Origin of the sequence: Serpentinimonas barnesii (assembly GCF_000696225.1) — a bacterium.
Classification (GTDB): Bacteria; Pseudomonadota; Gammaproteobacteria; order Burkholderiales; family Burkholderiaceae_C; genus Serpentinimonas; species Serpentinimonas barnesii.
In genome coordinates, this window is sequence record NZ_BAWN01000032.1 from 47,001 (window position 1) to 68,205 (window position 21,205).

A 21,205-nucleotide genomic window follows, 5' to 3' on the forward strand; every position below is an offset into this window, starting at 1 on the left:
CTCAGGCACCGCCCGCAAAGCTGCGCAGCGCTAGGGCTATGGCCGCTGCGCTTTCTTCGGGGCGCTCCATCGGGAACAGGTGGCTGCCCTCTAGGGTTTGCAGCCGGGCGCTGGGGGTGCTGCCCACCAGCTTGTGCGTGAGCGCCATGCCCACTTGGCGCAGCTCCACCGATTCGCTCCCGCCTATGAAGGCCAGCGGGCACGCCAGCGGGTGGCGGCGCAGCAAACGGTCGAAGTGGTGCGGCAGGGTGTTGTAGATGGCGGTTTCGATTTCGCGCTCGAAGCTGAGCACGCGCTTGCTGCCCTGCGCGGTGGCCACCTCGTGCGTGCCGTGTTCGATGTAGTCGCGCAGCACCCGCGCATCCCAGCTGGCAAAGGCTTTTTTGTGGGTGAAATGGGCCAGTGCCTCCTCGGCGTTGGCCCAGCTGTTGCGCCGCTTGCGGCTGACCTGCCCCGGCGAGACGGCGCCGATGAGCCGCGTCTGCTTGGCCGCTTGCAAGGCGCGGGCGCGCCAGCCACCCAGCAGCGGCGAGTCGAGCAGCACCACCCCGGCCACCGGCCGGCCGCCCAGCAGCGGAAATTTGGCGGCGCACATCAGGCTAAGGAAACCGCCCAAAGAATGGCCCACCAGGTACAGGGGAGCCTCCCGATCGGCCGCGCTGGCGCACTCGCGCAGCACAAAATCGGCCAGTTGTTGCACCAGGTGCGGCCAGTTGCTGCTGACCGGGTAGGCCGGGTCGTGGCCAAATTTTTCGAGGGCGTGCACCTGATAGCCCAGTTGCCGCAAGCGCTCAAACAGCACGCAGTAGGTGCTTGCAGGAAAGCTGTTGGCGTGTGAAAACACGATCCGGGGCTTGGGGGTGTCGGGCAAGGTGTGCGGGGTCATCAAAATTGCGTTTGTGCTAAGGAGCGGCAGAGTGGTGATTCTCACCGATGGCGCGGCTCCACCATGCGGGACAATCGCTGCAACAGACTCCCTGTCCGCTTCGGGCCAACCGCATGAGCAAAGCCTTTACCAAAGAAACCGACCCCGACGACGACGACGACGCCGTGGGCGCTGCGCCGCTGCCTGCCGGTGGCAAAAACTACATCACCCCCGCCGGCCATGCGCGGCTGCGCGCCGAACTGTTGCACCTGCTCGACGTCGAGCGCCCGCGCGTGGTCGAGGTGGTGCACTGGGCTGCCAGCAACGGCGATCGATCGGAAAACGGCGACTACCTGTACGGCAAAAAACGCCTGCGCGAGATCGACCGCCGCATCCGCTTTTTGGGTAAACGCCTAGAAATCGCCGTGGTGGTCGATCCCGCTTTGCAGCACGGCAGCGATCAGGTGTTTTTTGGGGCCAGCGTGGTGTTTGCCCGCGCCGACGCCAGCCAGACCCGCGTCACCATTTTGGGCATCGACGAAGCCGACCCGAGCCAGGGTCAGATTAGTTGGGTGGCCCCGGTGGCGCAGGCCTTGCTCAAAGCGCGGGTGGGAGATGAAGTCCGCTTGCGCACCCCTTCGGGCTGGGAGCTGCTGGAGGTGATAGCGGTCAGCTACCCGGCCGCTGCGGCCGCAGGCGCTGCGCCCGCACCACCGCCGGCGTGCGCTTGAGTTGGCGCAACACCTGCGCCAGATGCACCCGGTCGCGCACCGCCAGCGCAAAGCGCAGGTCGATGGTGCTTTGGCCGCGCTCGTCGCCCATGTGCAAATGCGTGATGTCGGCTTCGGCCGTTGCCAGTGCCGCCGCCACCTTGGCCAGCACGCCCTTGCCGTTGTTGACGGTGACGAGCACGCTGGTTTCGAAGGCGCGCGTGGGCTCTTCGGACCACTCGACCTCGAGGAAGCGCTCGCTGTCGCGGTGCAGCAGGCGCTTGCCACTGGGGCAGTCGTCGGTGTGCACCACCAAGCCCTCGCCCTTGCCCAAGTAGCCCACGATGCGGTCGCCCGGAATCGGCAGGCAGCAGTCGGCGTATTGCACCGAGGCGCCCTCGCTGCCGTCGAGCGAAACCACGCCCTGGCTGGCCTGGTCTTCGGCGGCGATGCCGTAGCGCTCTTGGCTGATTAAAAGCACATCGGGCTTGTGGCCGATCTCGCCCAGCAGTGCCGCCAGTTTTTTGGCCACCATGCCCGCAATGCGTTTGCCCAGCCCAAGGTCGGTGAGCAGCTCGCGGCGGCTGCGGTTGCCCGCAAAACGCAGCAGTTTGTCCCACACCGCTTGATGGGGGGCGTCGGTTTCGTCGGGCAGGCCGATGAAGCCTTCGGCGCGCAGCGCCTGCAGCAGCAGCCGCTCGCCCAGCGCCTGCGACTCCTCCAGCGCCAGCGTCTTGAGGTGGTGCCGAATCTTGGAGCGTGCGCGCCCGGTTTTGACAAAGCCGAGCCAGCTCGGGTTGGGTTGCGCGTGCGGCGAGGTGAGGATTTCGATCACATCGCCGTTTTTGAGCCGGGTGCTCAGGGGCACCTGTTCGCCGTTGATTTTGGCTCCGATGGCGCGGTTGCCCACATCGGAGTGGATGGTGTAGGCAAAATCCACCACCGTGGCCCCGTGCGCCAGCGTGAGAATGCGGCTCTTGGGTGTAAACACATAGACCGAATCGGGGAACAGGTCGATTTTGATGTGGTCCCAGAACTCGGCGGCGTCTTGGCTGACTTGTTGGATGTCGAGCAGCGACTGCAGCCAGCGCGCGTCGGGCTCTTGCACCACTGGGCCATCGGTGGCGCTGGACTTGTAGAGCCAGTGCGCGGCCACGCCCGATTCGGCCACCACGTCCATGGCCGGGGTGCGCAACTGGAACTCGATGTTGGCGCCAAACGGCCCGATCAAGGTGGTGTGCAGCGACTGGTAGCCGTTCATTTTGGCGATGGCAATGTAGTCGCGGAACTTGCCCGGCAGCGGCTTGTAGATCTGGTGCAAGATGCCCAGCGCCCGGTAGCAATCGAGCAGCTCGGGCAGGATGACGCGAAAGCCGTAGAGGTCGGTGACTTGGGCAAAGGACAGGTGCTTGCTGTCCATTTTGTTGTAGATGGAAAACAGCGTTTTTTCGCGCCCGACGATGCGCGCTTCCAGGCCGTGGCGCAACAAGGCGCCCTCGACTTCGCCGCGCACTTTGGCCACCAGGTCTTTGCGCCGGTTGCGCGATTTCTCCAGCGCCTTGGACAGTGCCCGGTAGCGCCACGGGTGCAGGTGCCTAAAGGCGAGGTCTTGCAGCTCGCGGTAGTTGTTGTTCAGGCCCAGCCGGTGCGCGATGGGGGCGTAGATTTCCAGTGTTTCGGTGCTGATGCGGCCCCATTTGCGGCGCGGCACATCGCCCAAGGTGCGCATGTTGTGGGTGCGATCGGCCAACTTGATGAGGATCACGCGCACGTCGCGCGCCATGGCCAGCAGCATCTTGCGAAAGGATTCGGCCTGGTTTTGCTCGCGGCTGTCGAATTCGAGTTTGTCGAGCTTGGTCAGGCCATCGACCAGATCGGCCACCTGGGGGCCGAACTGTTGCACCAAATCGGCCTTGGAGCAGCCGCAGTCTTCGAGCACATCGTGCATCAGGGCCGCGCACAGGGCTTGCACATCGAGCTTCCACTCGGTGCACTGCAGCGCGACGGCAATCGGGTGGGTGACGTAGGGGTCGCCGTTGTTGCGCAACTGGCCCAAGTGGGCTTGGTCGGCAAAGCGAAAGGCCTGCCGCACCTGCTCGATTTCGGCGGCGTTGAGGTAATCGAGGGCCGATTCGAGCGCGGAGAAACTGGCCGCAACGGTGCCCTGCGGTGCAGCCAAGGCACCGGCAGGAGGGCTGGTGATGACTTCGTCGCTCATAATGGCCCTACTTTAGCCGGATTGGCGCTGGCGTGCAGGTCGGGTGCCAAAATTCACCTTGCGCTGAGCGGCAGCGCGGCCCGGGTTGGGGCTCAGGAGGGCACTTTTTTGAGCATTTCCAGCCCGATTTTGCCGTCGGCAATTTCGCGCAGAGCGGTCACGACCGATTTGTTTTTGCTCTCAATTTTGGGCGTGTGGCCTTGGTTGAGCATGCGCGCCCGGTAGGTGGCGGCCAACACGAGCTGGAAGCGGTTGGGGATTTTTTCCAGACAGTCTTCGACGGTGATGCGGGCCATGGGTGTGCAAAAGGTTGTGTGGGGGAGGGTGGATGGGCGGTTGTGAGTCAAGCGATTTGCAGCGCGCTGAAGGTGGCGGCACGCAGGCGGCGCTGGGTGGCCACACGCAAGCGCTGGGCGTGGGCAATCGACTGCAGATCAGACAGGGCGCGCTCAAATGAGTCGTTGATTATAACGAAGTCGAAGCGATCGACTTGGGCCACCTCTTGCACGGCGTTGCGCAGCCGCAGCTCGATCACCTCGGCGCTGTCTTCGGCACGCCGTTGCAGCCTCGTGCGCAGCTCCTCCCAACTGGGGGGGAGGACGAAAATCAAGGCCGCATGCGGGAATTGCTGCTTGATTTGCAGGGCGCCTTGGTAGTCGATCTCGAGCACCAGGTCGGCCCCATTGCGCAGTGCCTCGGCCAGCGCCTGGCGCGAGGTGCCGTAGCGCTGGCCGTGCACGTGCGCCCACTCGACGAAGGCGCCCTCGGCCAGCAACTGGTCAAAGGTCTGGGCGTTTACAAAGTGGTATTCGCGCCCGTTGCGCTCTTGGCCGCGTGGGGCCCGGGTGGTGTGCGAGATTGACAAGGCCAGCTGCGCATCGGCTTGCCGCCACGCCTTGACGAGGCTCGATTTGCCGGTGCCGCTGGCGGCACAGACGACGTACAGGTTGCCGGGGTAATCCATTTTTATTCGAGGTTTTGCACCTGTTCGCGCATTTGTTCGATCAGCACTTTCATTTCGACCGCAATGCGCGTCAGGGCCAGGCTGGAGGATTTGCTGCCCAAGGTGTTGGCCTCGCGTTGCAGTTCCTGGATCAAAAAGTCGAGCCGCTTGCCGACTTCACCGCCGCGCCGCAGCAGTTGCCCGATCTCGCTCAGGTGCGACTGCAGGCGCGTGAGTTCTTCGGCAATATCGAGCCGCAGGGCGTAGGCGGTGGCTTCGGTCAGGGCGCGCTCGTGCGCCGCAGCCGGGGCGGTGCCAGAGTCGGCGCCGGTGTGGCCCATGGCCTCGTTCCAGCGCTCCAGAAAGCGCAGCCGCTGCTGCTCGACCTGGGCCGGCACCAAGGGCTGGGCCTGTAGCGCCAGCGCCTGCAACTGTTCGAGCCGATCGTGCAGCATCTGGGCCAGCCGCTCGCCCTCGCGTTGGCGGGCGCTGCGCAGCTCGTCGAGCACCTGTTCGGCCAAGCTGGCAAGGGCATCGTTCAAGGCCGCGGGCAGCGGCGGCGCGCGCGACAGCAGTTGCAGCAGCTCGGCCACTGAGAGTTCGCGCGCCTGGGGCATCCAGGTGCGGATCTGGTCTTGTGTGGCCAGCATTTTTTGCAGCTCAGCGCTGTTGGGTGCGCGCCACGCGGCCTCGGTTCGGCCTTCTATCCATGCCCGCAGCTCGACCTTGCCGCGCTTGAGGCGGGCTTGCAGGCGCTCACGCAGCACGGGTTCGCAGGCGCGCAGCTCGTCGCCCAAGCGAAACCCCAAGTCCAGAAAGCGGCTGTTGACGGAACGGATCTCCACCCCCAGCACGAGCTCGGGTGCGTGGGGGGCGGCCTCGGTGGGGTGCAGGCGCCGGCTGGCGCAGGCGTAGCCGGTCATGCTGTAAACTGGCACAGATTCACTCTTTTCTTCTTGCAACGATGCGGGTTTTGCTCTGATCCGATTATGTCAAAGACCAAGCCCGCTCCTTTGCCTCCCGAAACCCTGATTGGCGGCTACCGAGTGGTGCGGCTGTTGGCCAGTGGGGGGTTTGGGCTGGTCTATCTGGCGATCGACCCGGCCGGGCAGAAGGTGGCGCTCAAGGAGTACCTGCCCGCTGCCTTGGCCTTGCGCGCCCCCGGCGAGTTGTTGCCGGTGGTGCCGCCAGAAAAGCTATCGCTGTACCGGCTCGGGCTCAAAAGTTTTTTTGAAGAAGGCCGGGCGCTGGCGCAAATTTCGCACCCATCGGTGGTGGGGGTGCAGAACTTTTTTCGAGAAAACGAGACCGTCTACATGGTCATGGACCTGCTCGAAGGCGCCTCGCTGCAGGAGTTCGTCGTTACGGCGCGCGCGCTCAAGCGCAAAAAGATTCTGCGTGAAGCCACCATCCGCTCGCTTTATGACGAGCTGCTGCGGGGTTTGCGCATCGTGCACCAGCATAAAATGCTGCACTTGGACATCAAGCCTGCCAATATTTTCATTACCGATGCCAACAAAGCCGTTTTGATCGACTTTGGCGCGGCCCGCGAGGTGCTCAGCGCCGAGGGCAATTTCGTGCGCCCCATGTACACGCCCGGTTTTGCCGCCCCCGAAATGTATCAGCGCGGCGCCCAGTTGGGCCCGTGGACCGATATGTACGCCGTGGGCGCCTGCCTCTACTCCTGCATGCAAGGCTACCCACCCCACGACGCCCCGCAGCGCCTCGAAAAAGACCGGCTGCCGCTGGCCATGACGCGCCTGCGCGGTCTCTACTCCGACAACCTGATCGAGGTAGTGCAGTGGTGCATGTCGCTGCAGGCCACGGCGCGGCCGCAGTCGGTGTTCGAGTTGCAAAAAGAATTGCAACGCGAGCCCACCCCGGTCTTTAGCCCCCCCAGTCTGGCCGACAAACTGCGCCAGCAAGTCGGTCGTTTTTGGCCTGGTTCGTCCAAGCTTCCCGTCACGCCTTCTGGTCGCTCCAGTTTTCATCCCGAGTCATGAAGTTTTCGGTTTTTCAGGCCAGCAGCCAAGGGGGGCGCGACGACAACGAAGACCGCCTCGGTTACACCTACACCCACGAGGCAATTTTGCTCACCTTGGCGGATGGCATGGGGGGCTACAGCGGGGGCGAGCAGGCGGCCGAAATTGCGGTGCGGGTGTTCACCCAGTCTTTTTTGGCGCAGGCCCGGCCGCGGCTGGCCCATCCGCCGGTTTTTTTGCAGCAGACCCTGTTGCAAGCCAACCGCGCCATTGTCGATTACGCCCGTGCCAACGACTTGGCCGAGCAGCCGCGCACCACGCTGGTGGCAGCGCTGCTGCAAGACGAGCAACTGTGGGCGGTGCACGCGGGCGATTCGCGCCTGTACGGGCTGCGCGCCGGGCGGGTGTGGTTCCGCACCCGCGACCACAGCTTCCAAGACAAGCCGGAACTGCTTCAGCACCCGTCCCGGCATGCGAACCGAAATTTGCTGTTTACCTGCCTCGGCTCCCATTCGACGCCCTTGTTCGACCACACCGGCCCCTTGGCCCTGCAGGCCGGCGATCAGCTGCTGCTGTGCTCGGATGGTCTATGGTCCCCCCATGCCGACGCCGATCTGGTGGCGGCCATGCAGGGCCAGGCGCTGCGCCACAGTGTGCCGGCCTTGGTGCGCCAGGCTTTGCACAAGGCCGGCCCGCGCAGCGACAACGTGTCCTTGTTGGCGCTGCAGTGGGGCAGCGAGGGCGCTGGCGCCACGCAGCCCGGGGTGGCGCATGCCGATTTGTTTGAGGGTGCGCCGATTTCAAGCTTCGGTCAGGTCGTCGACCTTGGCGCCGCTGGTGCGCCTGCCGCCGGCGCTCGCATCGATGCGCCCGGCCCCCGCGCCGACGCCCAGCCGACCTTGGCAGACGATAGCGATGTGTTCGATGATGAGCGCATCGAGCAATCCATCGACGAAATCCAAGCCGCCATCCGCCGCACCGCCTTGCGCCGCAACCGTCCGCAATAGCTGAACCATTTTTAACATGACTGCAAGCACCTTGAGCCACCCCGCACCCGCCCGCCTCGACGCCCGCCCAGCCCATGCCCTGCGCCCGGTGCGCCTGACGCGCGCCTACACCTGCCACGCCGAGGGTTCGGTGCTGGTCGAGTTTGGCCGCACCCGGGTGCTGTGCACCGCCTCGATCGAAGACAAGGTGCCGCCGCACCAAAAAGGCAGCGGCGCCGGCTGGGTCACGGCCGAATACGGCATGCTGCCGCGTGCCACCCACACCCGCAGCGCGCGCGAAGCCGCCAAGGGCAAGCAAAGTGGGCGCACCCAAGAAATCCAGCGCCTGATCGGGCGCTCGCTGCGCGCGGTGTTCGACTTGCAGGCACTGGGAGAGCGCACCCTCACGCTCGATTGCGACGTGCTGCAGGCCGACGGCGGCACCCGCACCGCCGCCATCACCGGCGCCTGGGTGGCGGCGCACGATGCGGTGCAGCAGTTGCTGCGCAGTGGGCAGTTGGCGCGTTCGCCCCTGCTGCAACCCGTGGCGGCGGTTTCGGTCGGCCTGCTGCGTGGGGTGGCGCTGCTCGATTTGGACTACGACGAAGATTCGGCCTGCGACACCGACATGAACGTGGTCATGACTGGCGCCGGCCATTTCGTGGAAGTGCAGGGCACCGCCGAAGGCCAGCCCTTCAGCCACGACCAGATGAGCCAGATGCTGCGCCTGGCCGAAAGCGGCATCACCGAGCTGATCGCACTGCAGCGCGCCGCCGTGGCGGCCCCCTTGCCCGGCTTGGCCTCGCAGCAGCCGTGAAGCCGACGCTGACCCTGGTGCTGGCGACTCACAACGCCGGCAAACTGGCCGAATTGCAAGCGCTGCTGCAGCCTTTGGGCGTGCGGCTGCTGAGCCAGTCCGAGTTGGGCATTGCCGAGGCCGACGAGCCGCATCGCACCTTCGTAGAAAACGCCTTGGCCAAGGCGCGCCACGCCAGCGCCGCCAGCGGCCTGCCTGCGTTGGCCGACGACGCCGGCCTGTGCGTCGAGGCCTTTGGCGGCCAGCCGGGGGTAGACACCGCCTTCTACGCCACCCGCTTTGGCTACCCCAAGGGCGACACCCACAACGTGCGCGCCTTGCTGGAGCAGATGCAGGGCCAGAGCAACCGGCGCGCCGCCCTGGTCAGTACCTTGGTGGCGCTGCGCTCGGCCGACGACCCCGAACCCTTGGTGGCCAGCGGGCGCCTGCATGGCCTGATTGCCACCGAAGCCACCGGAACGCACGGATTTGGCTTCGATCCCGTGCTCTATCTGCCCGAATACGGGCAAACCTGCGCCCAGTTGCCGCCCGCGCTCAAAAACAGCCTCAGCCACCGTGGCCAAGCGGCGCGCGCCATGCTGGATCTGATGCGCCAGCGCTGGCTGCCTTGGGCGGGCGAGTCGTGAGCGCGGTCCACGCCGTGCGCTTGGAGCGCCCCAGCCGCATCCAGCTCACCAGCCTGCCGCCGCTGGCCTTGTATGTGCACCTGCCCTGGTGCCTGAAAAAATGCCCCTACTGCGACTTCAATTCGCATGCCGTGCAAGGCGCGGCGCCCCCGCCGTGGGAGCGCTATCTGCAAGCGCTGCGCGCCGACCTCGAAGCCAGCCTGCCGCTGGTGTGGGGGCGCACTGTGCACAGCGTCTTCATCGGCGGCGGCACCCCCAGCCTGCTGGCGCCCGAGGCGCTGGAGCGTTTGCTGTCCGACCTGCGCGCCTTGCTGCCGCTGCTGCCCGAGGCCGAAATCACGCTCGAAGCCAACCCCGGCAGCTTTGAGCGCCAGCGCTTTGCCGCCTACCGCGCCGTGGGCGTGACGCGCCTGAGCGTGGGCGTGCAGTCCTTCGACGACCGCTTTTTGCAGGCGCTGGGTCGGGTACACGACGCCGCCCAGGCGCACGCGGCGGTGCAAGAGGCGGCGCAGCACTTCCCAAGCTTCAACCTCGACCTGATGTATGCGCTGCCGGGCCAGACCCTGGCCGATGCGCAGCAAGACCTCGAGCGCGCCCTCAGCTATGCGCCCCCGCACCTGTCGCTCTATCACCTCACGCTCGAGCCCAACACCGCCTTTGCCAAGCATCCGCCGCCGCATCTGCCCGACGAAGACAGCGCCTATGACATGCTCGACGCCATCGGCGCCCGCTGCGCCAGCGCCGGGCTGCAGCGTTACGAGGTGTCGGCCTACGCCCGGGCCGAGCACCAGTGCCGCCACAACCTGAACTACTGGCGCTTTGGCGACTACCTCGGCATTGGGGCAGGGGCGCACGGCAAGCTCAGTTTTGCGCAGCGCGTGCTGCGCCAGGTGCGCTGGCGCGATCCGCAGCGCTACATGGAGCAGGCCTTGCAGGGCCAGCCGGTGGCCAGTGAAAACGACGTGCCGGCCAGCGAATTGCCGTTTGAGTTCATGCTCAACGCGCTGCGCTTGCGCGAGGGTTTTGCCGTGGCCGATTTTGGCGCCCGCACCGGCCTGCCGCTGACTGCCATCCAAGCCCCCTTGGCCGAGGCCGAGGCCAAGGGCTGGATCGAGCGCGACGCCTGGCGCATCCGGCCCAGCGCACGCGGTTTTGATTTTCTCAACGACCTGCAAGCCCTGTTTTTGCCCTGAAGGCCGCCACCGCGTTGCCGCCGAGCGCCTGCGCATGGGTTTAAAGCTGGGGCGTGGGTCATGCCGCCATAATGCATGGCGTGGCGTCTGTACGAGGGGTGCACCATGTTTGCGATTTATGGCACGTCTGGGCTCATGTACCGCGGCTTGGCGGAGGACTTGCGCCGCGTCGTACCCACTTTGCGCAGCGTGCGCACGCGCGCGCTCGAGCCCGAGTTCGACCGCCCGCTGCCAGCGCTCGAAACCGGCACTCCACCCAATGCCGAGCACCGAGGCAGTGCCCACGTCGCCTTGAGCGCCTACAGCCAGTTGCAGCGGGCGCCGGTGGCCAGACGGCCCTTGCGCAACGTGGCCGATGTCATGAGTCGCAACCCGGTGACCCTCTCGCACGACATGACGGTGCGCCAAGGTTGGTGGGTCTTGTATCAGCGCGGGGTAGGCCAGGCCCCGGTGCTGGGCCGCAATGGCTTGGTGATCGGGCTGCTGTCGCGGGCCGAACTGATGCAGCCCGAGCGTTTGCCCACCCCCGACGGGCACGCCTTGGTCTGGCAGGCCCTGATGGCGCAGCCCCTGACGCAAGTCATGCTCAGCCCCGTGCCTGCGGTCAGCGCCGAGGTGGAGCTGCGCCGCCTGGCGCTGGTGCTGCTCGATACCGGCTTGCAAGGCTTGCCGGTGGTTGATGACGAGGGCCGGGTCGAGGGTTTCGTCACCCGCAGCGACATCCTAAAGGCCGTGGTGCACGACCCGCCGCTGGACTTGTGGGCGGGCTGAGGCTTGGCCCCCCTGCGGCTTGATTGCCGCCCCCAAGCCGTGTTGGGGGTCCCCACTGTTGCAAATTGGGTGTCAGGGCGCTGCCGGGGGCCGAATTGCTGCCGGTCTAAGCCCATTTGGGCTGCGATTGCGGCGACAATAGGTGGCTGATTTTTTTATTCATCCCGATCAACCCGATGTGCCCGTTAGCCCCCACTGGGAGCCGGGTTGCCTTGCCTACTCCGAAGCCGTGAACGCCTCTGTCAAGTCCGCCCCACCCGCCGCCGATCTGTCGCAACTCGACGCCCTCACCGGGGGCGCCTTCAAGGCGCCAACCTCGGGCGAGCGCGCCGCCCGCTTGCGCGAATGGCTGGCCAGCGAGCCCAGCCTCGAGCAAATGACCGAGGTTTTTCGCGAACTCTCGCACCGCGACAAAGGCGCGGCCAAGGCGCTCAAAGACAAACTCGATGAGCTCAAGCGCACCAAGGCGCAAGACGCCATTGCCGAAGAATGGGCAGCCAAGGCCAAGGCCTTGCTGGGCCAGCCGCGCCTGAACCTGGCCGATGCCATGGGCTGGCAGCGCGACGCCGCCAAGGCCGGGGCCCCGCTGTCGCGCGAGCCGCTGGCGGGCTTGCGGCTGGCCTTGAGCGAGCGCATGAAGGCGCTCGAAGACCTGCAGCACCAGGTGCAGGTGCAGCGCGAAGCCGCCGTCATGCTGGCGCAGCGCATCGAGTTGCTCTCGACCAAGGCACTGGCCGAGGCGCAGGCCCAGCGCGAGCCCTTGCGCTCCGACGTGGCGGCCTGGACCAGCCACGCCAGCGGCCTGTCCGCCGATCCGGTCTGGGAAAGCCTTGAGCCCAAATACGCCTTGCAGCTTGACACATCGCGCAACCAGTTGAACCTGGTCTGGGAAGCCTTTGACGCCGCGCTCGGTCAGGCCTTGGCGGCGGCATCCGATGCGCAGGTGGCCCTGCCAGCGGTGCCGGTTTGGGCCGACGAATTGCGCGCCTTGCGGGGCGAGGCCACGCCGCCCGCCGCCGTCGATGCGGTCGAGCAAGCAGCGCGGCAGCAACAAGCCAGCCAAGCCGTGGCCGCGGCCGTGGCCGCCTTGCAGCAAGAGTTGGCGCAGGGGCACAGCAAAACCGCGCCCAAGGCCGCCGCGGCCTTGCGCCAGGTGCTCAAAGACCAGGGTCGCCACATCCCACCCGCCCTCGAAGCCGAGGCGCAGGCGGCGCTGGCCAGCAGCAGCGAACTCGAAGGCTGGCAACGCTGGCGCGCCGACCAATTGCGCGAAGAGCTGCTGGCCAAGGCGGTGGCGCTCAACCAGGCCCCGGAGGGGCAGCGTTTGGGTGGGCGCAAGGTGCAAGAGGCGCTGCGCCAGTTGCGCGAACAGTGGAAGGCTACCGACCAAGGGGGGGTGCCCAACCAGGCCCTCTGGAAAAAATTCGATGAAGCCTGCAACGAGGCGCACAAGCAGGTTGAAGCGTGGCTGGAACAACTCAAGCAGCAAAACCAGGCCAGCCGGGCCCAGCGCCTGGCGCTGATCGAAGAAGTGCAGGCCTGGACGGCGGCGCATGCCACCCACACCGACTGGAAGCTGCAACTGCGCGATCTGCATGCCTATGCCGAGCGCTGGCGCCAAAGCGGCCACCTGAGCGAAAAGCTGTTTGCCGAGCTGCAACCGCTCTGGAAAACGGCCATCGGCCAGGCACACGCGCGCCTTGAAGCCGCGCAAGACCAGAGCGTGCAGCGCCGCCAGGCCCTGATTGCCGAGGCGCAGGCCTTGGCTCAGGTGGTGCCGCTGCGCATCGACGCCGTGAAGGCGCTGCAGCAACGCTGGCAGCAGGAAGCGCAGGCGGTGCCGCTGGATCGGCGCTTGGAGCAAAAGCTGTGGGAGGCGTTTCGCCAGCCCATCGACGCCGCTTTTGAGCGCAAGACGGCCGAGCGCGAGCAAGTGGCCGCCTCGCTTGGCGCCCACGATCAGGCGGTGCTGCAAGCCGCGCAGGCACTGGAAGCCGCCTGTGCCGCAGGCGATGCGCAGCGCATCCGCGCCGCCACCGAAGCCTTGCAAGCCTGTTTGCGCGGTCAAGCTCCGGTAGCCGCACCACCCAAAGCGGCCCAGCCAGATGCTGTTGCGCCAGATGCTGCCGTGGCCGAAGCCAGTTCCGACGCCAGTGCGGACGCCGCAGCCAAGCCTGAGTCGAACGCCGACACGGTTGCCAGCACCACCGAACCCGTGGCGCTCGCCACACCCCCCGAGGCCGAGGGCAAAGCCCCAGCCGCCCCAGCTGCTGCAGCCCCGGCCCCACGCAAACTGGTGGCCATGCGCGGCGACGACCGGCCCGGCATGGCGCGGGCGCAGCCGCAATCCGGCCGCCCGGGTGCGGGCCGCGACGATCGCCGGGGCCCCCGCGAAGGAGGCTTTGGCGATGCGCGTGCACCCCAGCGCGGCGGCGAGCGCCCGGACTGGCGCAGCGAGCGCGAGGAGCGCGGACCGCGCTTGGGCGACGCCGCGTTCCGGGCCCAGCGCCAGGCGCTGGAGCAGGCTGAACTGGCACTCAAAAAACTCGCCGCGCAGGCCCACGGCGAAGCGCTGATGGGCTTGCTCACGGCCTGGCAGCAGCGCAGCCCCGAGGCCGTGCCGAGCGCCCAAGCCCTGGGCGGCAAAGCGGCCGCCGCAGCGCGCGCAGCTTGGGCCACCGCCTTGGGCAAAGCCCCCACAGCCACAGCCGAAGCCGCACGCGGCACGCACCTGCTGCGGCTCGAAATGGGGGCCGAACTGCCCACCCCGGCCGCGCACCTCGATGCCCGGCGCGCCCTGCAACTGCAACTGCTCACGCGCCGCCACGACCCGGCCCCAGCCCAAACCTGGGCCCAGGACGTGGCCCAGGTGCTGGCCAGCCCCTACGACGCCGCCGCCGCCGAGCGCTTGCAAGCGGTGCTCAAGCTGCTGCTGCGGCGCTAAGGCCCGGAGCTGCCCCCCCCGCCCCCGGCACAATGGGGGGGGGTGAGCCGCGCAACCCTAGGCCGCCCCTACCGGGGCCCTGAAAGCCTAAGCAGAAGCGCGGGCTGGCGGTGGCGCCACGCCCGCTGTCGCCGGATGCCGAAAAAAAGCATCCAGCAGCGGCAACAAGGCCGGGAATTCGGCCCCGAAGCGCGCCCGCTGCACCGTGTAGGCTTCGCAGGCCACGGCGAAGAACTCGGCTGCGTCGGTGGCGCCATAGGCGTCGAGCCAGGGCAGGGGAGCGCCGAAGCGCTCGGCCATTTGCACCTGGCGCACAAAGTGGCGGTATTGCTGGTCCCAAACCTGTTGCCAGTGCTGCGCGGCGGCGCGCGGCGCCAGCCCCAGAAAGCCACGCGGCAACTGCGGGCAGCCGTCGGCCGCCTGGTGGCGCGCTTTGTGGCGCATGTCGATCTGGTGCGCAAATTCGTGGATCACCAGGTTGTGGCCCTGCTGCGCCTTGGCGCTGGCGGCGCGCACGTGCGACCAGGCCAGCATCAGCGGCCCGCCGTGCATGGCTTCGCCGGCCAGCGCCTCGCGCCAGCGGTGCACCACGCCCGCCTCGTCGGTTTCTTCGCGCTGCGCCCAGACTTCATCCGGATGCAGCACGATGCCGGCAAAGCCCCGGTACCAGTCCAGCCCCGCCAAGCCCCAGTGCACCCAAGGCAGGCAGGCCTGGGTGGCAATGGTGAGCGCGATTTCGTCGTTGATCTGCAGGCCGTTGGCGCCGCTAAAGGTTTTTTGCGCCAGAAAATGCCGGCACAGGAGTTGCAGGCGCTCCGCTTGCGCCGGCTCCAGGTGCTGCAGGAAGGACTGCGCCTGCAGCACACGCCGCCACAGGCCGGGCGGGATGGGCGGCGCGCCGCCGAACCAGCGCGTGAGTGTTCGGCCCCAGCGGCTGTGGCGCAGCACGCGCAGCCAGCGCGGGGCCGGGCTCATGGCGCTGGCTGGGGGGCCGGCGCGGGGGGTGTGGGCGCGACCGCTTGCTCGGGGCTGATGCGGGTGAACTGGCCTTGGCGATCGAGCCGCAGCACCTCGCGCCGGGGCGGCTGGCTCAGGCCGCACCAGTCGCTTAGCACCAGGCGCTGCAAGCCAGCGCCCAGATCGTGCTGGCCGGGGCGGTGCGTGTGGCCGTGGATCAGGGTCTGGCAGCCGGTGGCGCGCAGCCAGTGGCAGGCGGTGGCGGCATCGAGGTCGCCGTAGTCGGGGGCGTCGGGTGCGCTGGCCGTTGCGCTGCCGGTGTTGCGCTGGCTCTCGCTGGTGTGGCGCGCCATGCGCGCCAGCGCCTCGCGCTCGGCCAGCGGGCGCGCCAGAAAGCCCTGCTGCCAGGCCGGGGCGCGCACCATCTGGCGAAAGGCCTGGTAGCTGCGGTCGTCTAGGCACCAGGCGTCGCCGTGGCTGAGCAGCCAGCGCTGGTTGGCGAATTCGAGCACGCAGGGGTCGGCGATCAGGCGCACGCCGCTGCGCTGTGCAAAGGCGCTGCCCAGCAAAAAATCCCGGTTGCCGTGCATCAGATAGACCGGGGCGCGCGCGCTGGCCGCTTGCAGCGCCTGGATGCTGCGTTGCAGCAGCTCACTGCCGCTGGCCTCGGGCGGGCGCTGCAGCATGTCGTCGCCAAACCAGAGCTCGAACAGGTCGCCCAGAATGAACAGGGCATCGAAGCGGCCGTGCTCCAAGTAGCTCAGCCACGCGGACACGGTGGCGGGGTCTTCGGGGCGCAGGTGCAGGTCGGAGATAAACTCGACCCGCTCCCAGACCGGGGCGGCGCAGACGAGCTCGGGTTCGGGCAGGGCCTGCGGGTGCGCCGCTGGCACGGTGGCTTCGTTCATGGTCGCAGGAGCGTTCCTCAAGACCACAGCAAGCTCAGGCTGCGCTGGCTTGCAGCTCCACGGCTTTTTCCAGCACCACGTCGTCCAGTGGCACGTCGTCGTGAAAGCCCTTGCGCCCGGTTTTGACGCTGCGGATGGCGTCCACCACCTCGGTGCCAGCGATCACCTTGCCAAACACCGCATAACCCCAGCCTTGGGCCGTGGGCGCGGTGTGGTCGAGAAAACCGTTGTCGGCCACGTTGATGAAAAACTGCGCCGAGGCCGAATGCGGGGCCGAGGTGCGCGCCATCGCCAGCGTGTAGCGCTTGTTTTTCAGGCCGTTGTTGGCCTCGTTTTCGATCGTGTCGAGGGTCGGTTTTTGCGTCATGCCCACGGCAAAGCCGCCGCCTTGGATCATAAAGCCGTCGATCACGCGGTGAAACACGGTGCCGTCGTAGTGGCCACTGCGCACGTAGGCGAGGAAGTTGGCGGCCGATTTGGGCGCTTTTTCGGCGTCGAGCTCGATCGTGATGACGCCGCGTCCGGCGATGTGCAGTTCAACTTGCGGGTTGGCCATGGGGTTATTGCTCCAAAGTGGCGTTGAGGATGGTGACGGGTTGCAGGGGCACGTTGCTGTGCGGGCCCTGGCGGCCGGTGGGCACGGCGCGGATGCGGTCGAGTACGTCCAGGCCCGAGACGACGCGGCCAAACACCGCGTAGCCGTGCCCGTCTGGCGAGCGCGGCTGGTCCAGCCAGGGGTTGTCCACGGTGTTGATGAAGAACTGGGCCGTGGCCGAATCGGGCACGGAGGTGCGCGCCATGGCCACGGTGCCGCGCAGGTTGCTTAGGCCGTTGCGCGACTCCAACGCGATCGGGGGCCGGGTGGGCTTTTGCTGCATGTCGGGCGTGAAGCCACCGCCCTGGATCATGAAGCCGGGAATCACGCGGTGAAACACGGTGCCGCTGTAGTGGCCTTCGCGCACGTAGCGCAGGAAGTTTTGCACCGTCAGCGGTGCGCGCACCGGATCGAGTTCGAGCACCATGGTGCCCAGATTGGTTTGCAGCGTGACGCGCGGGGCGTTGGCGGGGGCTGGGGCTGCGGCGGGTGCGGCAGCGGGCGCCTGGGCATGGGCGCTGCCCAGCCAGAGGGCGCTAGCCAGCGCGACGGAGCCGAGCAGCAGGGGGGCAAGTTGGCGGCGTTGCATGGTGTGGACCTGGGGATGTGGAGGGGCTGGTGAGGAGCGCTTCAGCGCGCCGCTGCGGCAGGGGTCGGGGTCGGGGTCGGGGCCAGCAAGGTTTCGACGGCCTGCAGGCGCTGCGCCAAGCCTGCAGCGTGCGGGGCATGTTGCAGGGCGTGGCGGTAAGACTCGGCCGCGCGCTGCAACTGCACATCGCCTAGGTTGCGCCACGCGATGGCGTAGTGCGGGTGCAGGCGCAGCGCCTGTTCGAGCGCCTGCTGCGCTTGGGCCAAGCGACCGGCGGCGGCGTGCAGCACCGCCAGGTTGTTGTGCGGCTCGGGCAGTTCCGGGTGCTCTTGCGTCAGGGCGGTGAAGGCGGCTTGGGCGGCATCGGTCTGGCCTTGGCGCTGCAGCACCACGGCGCGCAAAAAACGCATTTGCGCATCGGCCGGGTGCTGCGCCAGCCAGGCCTCGGCCTGCGCCAGCGCGGCGGACCAGTCACCGGCTTGGGTCTGGCGCTGCACCGCGTCGTAGGGGGCGTCTTGTGCCCGAGCACTCGCGCTGCCCAGCCCGAGCAGCAGCGCCAGCAGGGCGGCGGCCAACAGGTGCCAGGCGTGGGGCGGGTGCAAGGGCCGCCAAACGCGGTCAGGGAGGGCAAAAGGCATGTGAACGGGCAGGGCAGGGGCTCGAATGCGGGGATTGGTGGCCGCAGGGGCGGCGCCGATATACTTGCCGGATTGTATCTGCGCGGCCTCAAACCAAGCCCGCCCGCGCTTGCTCGCTTTCTGCACTGCACCCACCGCATCCGCCGCGCCCGGCCTTGCCCATATATATTCGGCAAACTTTTCCGATCTGTCCCCAGCCCATGACCCTGCGCATCTACAACACGCTCACGCGCCGCACCGAAACCTTCCAGCCGCTGCAGCCCGGCCATGTGCGCCTCTACGTCTGCGGCATGACCGTTTATGACCTGTGCCACCTCGGGCACGCGCGCTCCATGCTGGCCTTCGACGTGGTGCAGCGCTGGCTCAAGGCCAGTGGCTACCGCGTCAGCTACGTGCGCAACGTGACCGACATCGACGACAAGATCATCGCCCGCGCGCTGCGCAACGGCGAAACCATCCGCGCCCTAACCGAGCGCATGATCGAGGCCCTGCACCAAGATGCCGACGCGCTGGGCATCGAGCGCCCCACCCACGAGCCGCGCGCCACCGACTACGTGCCGCAGATGCTGGCCCTGATCGAGCGGCTCGAAAGCAAAGGGCTGGCCTACCGCGCCGCCGACGGCGACGTGAACTACGCCGTGCGCGCCTTTGCCGGTTACGGCAAGCTCTCGGGCAAGGGCCTAGACGAGCTGCGCGCCGGTGAGCGCGTGGCGGTGGCCGACGACAAGCGCGACCCGCTCGACTTCGTGCTCTGGAAAGCGGCCAAGCCCGGCGAGCCCGCCGAAGCGCAGTGGCCCAGCCCGTATGGAGCCGGGCGGCCGGGCTGGCACATCGAGTGCTCGGCCATGAGCTGCGCCCTGCTGGGCGAGCCCTTCGACATCCACGGCGGCGGGGCCGACTTGCAGTTTCCGCACCACGAAAACGAAATCGCCCAGAGCGAGGGCGCCAGCGGCCAACCGCTGGCCACGGTCTGGATGCACAACGGTTTTGTGCGCGTCGATGAGGAAAAAATGTCCAAGAGCCTGGGCAATTTTTTCACCATCCGCGAGGTGCTGCAACGCTACGAGGCCGAAACGCTGCGCTTCTTTATTTTGCGCGCCCACTACCGCAGCGCGCTCAACTACTCCGACGCGCACCTCGACGACGCCCGCGCCGCCCTGCGCCGCCTCTACACCGCGCTGGCGGCGGTGCCGCTGCCTGCGGCGGCCACCCACGCCGCCATCGACTGGGCCGAGCCGCACGCGGCGCGCTTTAAGGCGGCGCTGGACGAAGACTTTGGCACCCCGGAAGCGGTGGCGCTGCTGTTCGAGCTGGCGACCGAAGTCAACCGCAGCCGCAGCCCCGCCTTGGCCGCGCTGCTCAGGGCGCTGGGCGGCATTTTGGGCTTGCTGCAACAAGATCCGCAGGCCTTTTTGCAAGGCGGCGTGGGGGCGGCCGAGGCCGCGCAAGGTTTGACGGTCAGCGCCATCGAGGCCCTGATCGCCGAGCGCAGCGCCGCCAAGGCCGCGCGCGACTTTGCCCAAGCCGACCGCATCCGCCAGCAGTTGCAGGCCCAGGGCGTGCTGCTGCAAGACAGCGCCCAAGGCACGACTTGGGTGCGCGCCTGATGGGTGCCACGCGCGTGCCCAAGGCCGTGGCCGCAGCCGCCCTGTGCCCGGTAGCCCCAGCGGTGTCCGACACTGTGCTCCCGCCCGGTCCGGTTGCGGCCTGCCGGGTGCCACCCTATTGGGCCGACGCCTGCGCGCACCTGAGCGAGCGCGACCGGGTGCTGTGCAAGCTCATCCCCCAGACGCCGCATGCGGGCTTGCAGTCGCACGGCGACCCCTTCGTCACCCTGGTGCGCAGCGTGATCGGGCAGCAGATTTCGGTGCTGGCCGCGCAAGCCGTTTGGCTGCGTTTCGCAAAGCTGCTGCCGCAGTTCGAGCCCGCCGCCTTGCTGCGCCTGCGCGTGGATGAGATGCGAGCCGCCGGCCTGAGCGCGCGCAAGGTGGAGTATCTGGTCGATTTGGCCTTGCACTTCGACAGCGGCCAGTTGCGCCCCGAAGACTGGCAGCACATGGACGACGAGGCCATCGTCAAACAACTGGTGGCGATCCGGGGCATTGGGCGCTGGACGGCCGAGATGTTCCTCATCTTTCACCTGCTGCGCCCCAACGTGCTGCCGCTCGACGACGTGGGCCTGATCCGCGGCATCAGCCAGAGTTATTTTTCGGGCGAGCCCGTCAGCCGCAGCGACGCGCGCGAAGTCGCCGCCCCTTGGGGGCCCTATTGCAGCGTGGCGACTTGGTATATTTGGCGCTCGCTGGACCCGCTGCCGGTGGCGTACTGACCGCCCACGTTCGCGCAGCGCCCCACGGCCTGCATTGATTTTTTTTCCTCACCGACCCAGGAGCCCGATCTTGGCCAAAAAAAATTTCCTCGACTTCGAGCAGCCGATTGCCGAGCTGGAAAGCAAAATTGAAGAACTGCGCTACGTGCAGAGCGAATCGGCGGTCGATATCTCGCAAGAAATCGAGCAGCTCAGCAAAAAAAGCCTGCAACTCACCAAGGACATCTACACCCACCTGACGCCGTGGCAGGTAACCAAGATCGCCCGCCACAGCGAGCGCCCTTACACGCTGGATTACGTGCGCGAGATTTTTACGCACTTTGTCGAGCTGCACGGCGACCGCCACTTTGCCGACGACCAGAGCATTGTGGGCGGGCTGGCGCGCTTCAACGGTCAGCCCTGCATGGTGCTGGGCCAGCAAAAGGGCCGCGACACCAAGGAGCGCACGCTGCGCAACTTTGGCATGACGCGCCCCGAGGGCTACCGCAAGGCGCTGCGCCTGATGAAGCTGGCCGAGAAGTTCCGCCTGCCGGTGTTCACCTTTGTCGACACCCCCGGCGCCTACCCCGGCATCGATGCCGAGGAGCGCAGCCAGTCCGAAGCCATCGGGCGCAACATCCTCGAGATGGCGCAGCTCGAAGTGCCGATCATCAGCACCATCATCGGCGAAGGCGGCTCCGGCGGCGCGCTGGCCATTGCCGTGGCCGATCAGGTGCTGATGCTGCAGTATGCGGTCTATTCGGTCATCAGCCCCGAGGGCTGCGCCTCGATTTTGTGGAAAACCAGCGAGCGCGCCAGCGACGCCGCCGAGGCGCTGGGCATCACCGCGCACCGCCTGAAGGCGCTCGGGCTGGTGGACAAGATCGTCAACGAGCCCGTGGGCGGGGCGCACCGCGACCCCAAGCAGATGGCGGTGTTCCTCAAGCGCGCGCTCACCGACGCCCTGCGTCAGGTGGCCGACCTCAAGCCCGCCGAGCTGCTGGAGCAGCGCCACGCCCGCCTCAACGGCTTTGGCCGCTACACCGACACCAAGGCCGACAGCCGCAGCGGCAGCGGTCGCGCCGACAGCCACGCGGGTTGAGGCCGTGGCGGCCCCGGCCCCGGTGGTTGCTGGTGCGGGCCTGAGCGATCCCG

General features: G+C 67.4%; 21 protein-coding genes. 11 read left to right on the top strand and 10 right to left on the bottom strand.

The genetic code is table 11. The annotated features are described in order from the left end of the window. Position 1: 1 nt before the first annotated feature. Positions 2-886, bottom strand: a complete 885-nt coding sequence (locus tag SRAH_RS09555) for an alpha/beta fold hydrolase (RefSeq protein WP_045477038.1) — start codon at positions 884-886, stop codon at positions 2-4. 113 nt (positions 887-999) lie between these two features. On the opposite strand from SRAH_RS09555, the gene greB reads away from it, so the two are divergent. Continuing rightward, positions 1,000-1,596, top strand: a complete 597-nt coding sequence (gene greB / locus SRAH_RS09560) for a transcription elongation factor GreB (protein ID WP_045477040.1) — start codon at positions 1,000-1,002, stop codon at positions 1,594-1,596. Here greB and SRAH_RS09565 read toward each other — a convergent pair. The 4 genes from SRAH_RS09565 to SRAH_RS09580 form a co-directional block, all read right to left on the bottom strand. Then, the gene (locus tag SRAH_RS09565) at positions 1,535-3,793 is read right to left on the bottom strand and encodes a RelA/SpoT family protein (RefSeq protein WP_029463125.1); all 2,259 of its coding nucleotides are present in this window, start codon (positions 3,791-3,793) and stop codon (positions 1,535-1,537) included. The two genes, greB and SRAH_RS09565, sit on opposite strands and share 62 nt — an antisense overlap. Positions 3,794-3,885: 92 nt before the next feature. Further along, complete coding sequence (rpoZ, locus tag SRAH_RS09570) at positions 3,886-4,089, bottom strand: DNA-directed RNA polymerase subunit omega (protein ID WP_029463126.1); 204 nt, start codon at positions 4,087-4,089, stop codon at positions 3,886-3,888. 47 nt (positions 4,090-4,136) lie between these two features. Then, positions 4,137-4,757, bottom strand: a complete 621-nt coding sequence (gene gmk / locus SRAH_RS09575; RefSeq protein ID WP_029463127.1) for a guanylate kinase — start codon at positions 4,755-4,757, stop codon at positions 4,137-4,139. Between the two features lie 2 nt (positions 4,758-4,759). Beyond that, the gene (locus SRAH_RS09580; RefSeq protein ID WP_029463128.1) at positions 4,760-5,674 is read right to left on the bottom strand and encodes a YicC/YloC family endoribonuclease; all 915 of its coding nucleotides are present in this window, start codon (positions 5,672-5,674) and stop codon (positions 4,760-4,762) included. Between the two features lie 51 nt (positions 5,675-5,725). Between SRAH_RS09580 and SRAH_RS09585 the strand changes: the two genes are divergently transcribed. The 7 genes from SRAH_RS09585 to SRAH_RS09615 all read left to right on the top strand — a co-directional run bounded on the left by SRAH_RS09585 (position 5,726) and on the right by SRAH_RS09615 (position 14,055). Then, a complete protein-coding gene (locus SRAH_RS09585) occupies positions 5,726-6,739 on the top strand; it encodes a serine/threonine protein kinase (RefSeq protein ID WP_029463129.1) in 1,014 nt (337 codons plus the stop codon). Further along, positions 6,736-7,725: a PP2C family protein-serine/threonine phosphatase gene (locus SRAH_RS09590; RefSeq protein WP_029463130.1), complete on the top strand. Its 990-nt coding sequence runs from the start codon at positions 6,736-6,738 to the stop codon at positions 7,723-7,725. Before SRAH_RS09585 ends, SRAH_RS09590 begins: the two co-directional genes overlap by 4 nt. Before the next feature lie 16 nt (positions 7,726-7,741). Beyond that, positions 7,742-8,521 (top strand): ribonuclease PH, encoded by a 780-nt coding sequence (gene rph / locus SRAH_RS09595; RefSeq protein WP_029463131.1) that lies wholly within the window; start codon positions 7,742-7,744, stop codon positions 8,519-8,521. Positions 8,522-8,529: 8 nt separating this feature from the next. After that, positions 8,530-9,147, top strand: a complete 618-nt coding sequence (gene rdgB / locus SRAH_RS09600; RefSeq protein ID WP_029463132.1) for an RdgB/HAM1 family non-canonical purine NTP pyrophosphatase — start codon at positions 8,530-8,532, stop codon at positions 9,145-9,147. After that, complete coding sequence (gene hemW / locus SRAH_RS09605; RefSeq protein WP_029463133.1) at positions 9,144-10,340, top strand: radical SAM family heme chaperone HemW; 1,197 nt, start codon at positions 9,144-9,146, stop codon at positions 10,338-10,340. The genes rdgB and hemW overlap by 4 nt, the downstream gene beginning before the upstream one ends. 105 nt (positions 10,341-10,445) lie before the next feature. Next, positions 10,446-11,111 carry a CBS domain-containing protein gene (locus tag SRAH_RS09610; protein ID WP_029463134.1) on the top strand — a complete coding sequence of 222 codons (666 nt, stop codon included), beginning with the start codon at positions 10,446-10,448 and terminating at the stop codon, positions 11,109-11,111. 229 nt (positions 11,112-11,340) lie between these two features. After that, complete coding sequence (locus SRAH_RS09615; protein WP_045477063.1) at positions 11,341-14,055, top strand: DUF349 domain-containing protein; 2,715 nt, start codon at positions 11,341-11,343, stop codon at positions 14,053-14,055. Positions 14,056-14,142: 87 nt separating this feature from the next. On the opposite strand, the gene SRAH_RS09620 is transcribed toward SRAH_RS09615, so the two are convergent. Genes SRAH_RS09620 through SRAH_RS09640 form a run of 5 tightly spaced genes read right to left on the bottom strand, consistent with a single transcriptional unit; the run spans position 14,143 to position 17,742 of the window. Continuing rightward, positions 14,143-15,030 (bottom strand): M90 family metallopeptidase, encoded by an 888-nt coding sequence (locus SRAH_RS09620; RefSeq protein ID WP_052369157.1) that lies wholly within the window; start codon positions 15,028-15,030, stop codon positions 14,143-14,145. Next, positions 15,027-15,920 carry a UDP-2,3-diacylglucosamine diphosphatase gene (locus SRAH_RS09625; protein WP_052369158.1) on the bottom strand — a complete coding sequence of 298 codons (894 nt, stop codon included), beginning with the start codon at positions 15,918-15,920 and terminating at the stop codon, positions 15,027-15,029. Before SRAH_RS09625 ends, SRAH_RS09620 begins: the two co-directional genes overlap by 4 nt. A 34-nt stretch (positions 15,921-15,954) precedes the next feature. Continuing rightward, positions 15,955-16,476, bottom strand: a complete 522-nt coding sequence (locus SRAH_RS09630; protein WP_029463138.1) for a peptidylprolyl isomerase — start codon at positions 16,474-16,476, stop codon at positions 15,955-15,957. Positions 16,477-16,480: 4 nt separating this feature from the next. Continuing rightward, the gene (locus SRAH_RS09635) at positions 16,481-17,104 is read right to left on the bottom strand and encodes a peptidylprolyl isomerase (protein ID WP_029463139.1); all 624 of its coding nucleotides are present in this window, start codon (positions 17,102-17,104) and stop codon (positions 16,481-16,483) included. Between the two features lie 41 nt (positions 17,105-17,145). After that, a complete protein-coding gene (locus SRAH_RS09640; RefSeq protein ID WP_082210161.1) occupies positions 17,146-17,742 on the bottom strand; it encodes a tetratricopeptide repeat protein in 597 nt (198 codons plus the stop codon). A gap of 200 nt (positions 17,743-17,942) precedes the next feature. Between SRAH_RS09640 and cysS the strand changes: the two genes are divergently transcribed. The 3 genes from cysS (at position 17,943) to SRAH_RS09655 (ending at position 21,152) form a co-directional block, all read left to right on the top strand. Continuing rightward, the gene (cysS, locus tag SRAH_RS09645) at positions 17,943-19,349 is read left to right on the top strand and encodes a cysteine--tRNA ligase (RefSeq protein WP_029463141.1); all 1,407 of its coding nucleotides are present in this window, start codon (positions 17,943-17,945) and stop codon (positions 19,347-19,349) included. Further along, positions 19,349-20,071 (top strand): DNA-3-methyladenine glycosylase family protein, encoded by a 723-nt coding sequence (locus tag SRAH_RS09650; protein ID WP_082210167.1) that lies wholly within the window; start codon positions 19,349-19,351, stop codon positions 20,069-20,071. The genes cysS and SRAH_RS09650 overlap by 1 nt, the downstream gene beginning before the upstream one ends. Before the next feature lie 70 nt (positions 20,072-20,141). After that, positions 20,142-21,152 (top strand): acetyl-CoA carboxylase carboxyltransferase subunit alpha, encoded by a 1,011-nt coding sequence (locus SRAH_RS09655; RefSeq protein ID WP_029463143.1) that lies wholly within the window; start codon positions 20,142-20,144, stop codon positions 21,150-21,152. Positions 21,153-21,205: the final 53 nt, after the last annotated feature.

Bases quoted from the DNA above. Each gene is read 5' to 3' on its own strand.
- rpoZ (WP_029463126.1), bottom strand. From the start codon at position 4,089: ATGGCCCGCATCACCGTCGAAGACTGTCTGGAAAAAATCCCCAACCGC.
- SRAH_RS09565 (WP_029463125.1), bottom strand. From the start codon at position 3,793: ATGAGCGACGAAGTCATCACCAGCCCTCCTGCCGGTGCCTTGGCTGCA.
- SRAH_RS09650 (WP_082210167.1), top strand. From the start codon at position 19,349: ATGGGTGCCACGCGCGTGCCCAAGGCCGTGGCCGCAGCCGCCCTGTGC.
- SRAH_RS09625 (WP_052369158.1), bottom strand. From the start codon at position 15,920: ATGAACGAAGCCACCGTGCCAGCGGCGCACCCGCAGGCCCTGCCCGAA.
- SRAH_RS09555 (WP_045477038.1), bottom strand. From the start codon at position 886: ATGACCCCGCACACCTTGCCCGACACCCCCAAGCCCCGGATCGTGTTT.
- rph (WP_029463131.1), top strand. From the start codon at position 7,742: ATGACTGCAAGCACCTTGAGCCACCCCGCACCCGCCCGCCTCGACGCC.
- SRAH_RS09585 (WP_029463129.1), top strand. From the start codon at position 5,726: ATGTCAAAGACCAAGCCCGCTCCTTTGCCTCCCGAAACCCTGATTGGC.
- greB (WP_045477040.1), top strand. From the start codon at position 1,000: ATGAGCAAAGCCTTTACCAAAGAAACCGACCCCGACGACGACGACGAC.
- SRAH_RS09640 (WP_082210161.1), bottom strand. From the start codon at position 17,742: ATGCCTTTTGCCCTCCCTGACCGCGTTTGGCGGCCCTTGCACCCGCCC.
- cysS (WP_029463141.1), top strand. From the start codon at position 17,943: ATGACCCTGCGCATCTACAACACGCTCACGCGCCGCACCGAAACCTTC.
- SRAH_RS09620 (WP_052369157.1), bottom strand. From the start codon at position 15,030: ATGAGCCCGGCCCCGCGCTGGCTGCGCGTGCTGCGCCACAGCCGCTGG.
- SRAH_RS09630 (WP_029463138.1), bottom strand. From the start codon at position 16,476: ATGGCCAACCCGCAAGTTGAACTGCACATCGCCGGACGCGGCGTCATC.
- SRAH_RS09635 (WP_029463139.1), bottom strand. From the start codon at position 17,104: ATGCAACGCCGCCAACTTGCCCCCCTGCTGCTCGGCTCCGTCGCGCTG.
- SRAH_RS09610 (WP_029463134.1), top strand. From the start codon at position 10,446: ATGTTTGCGATTTATGGCACGTCTGGGCTCATGTACCGCGGCTTGGCG.
- gmk (WP_029463127.1), bottom strand. From the start codon at position 4,757: ATGGATTACCCCGGCAACCTGTACGTCGTCTGTGCCGCCAGCGGCACC.
- SRAH_RS09590 (WP_029463130.1), top strand. From the start codon at position 6,736: ATGAAGTTTTCGGTTTTTCAGGCCAGCAGCCAAGGGGGGCGCGACGAC.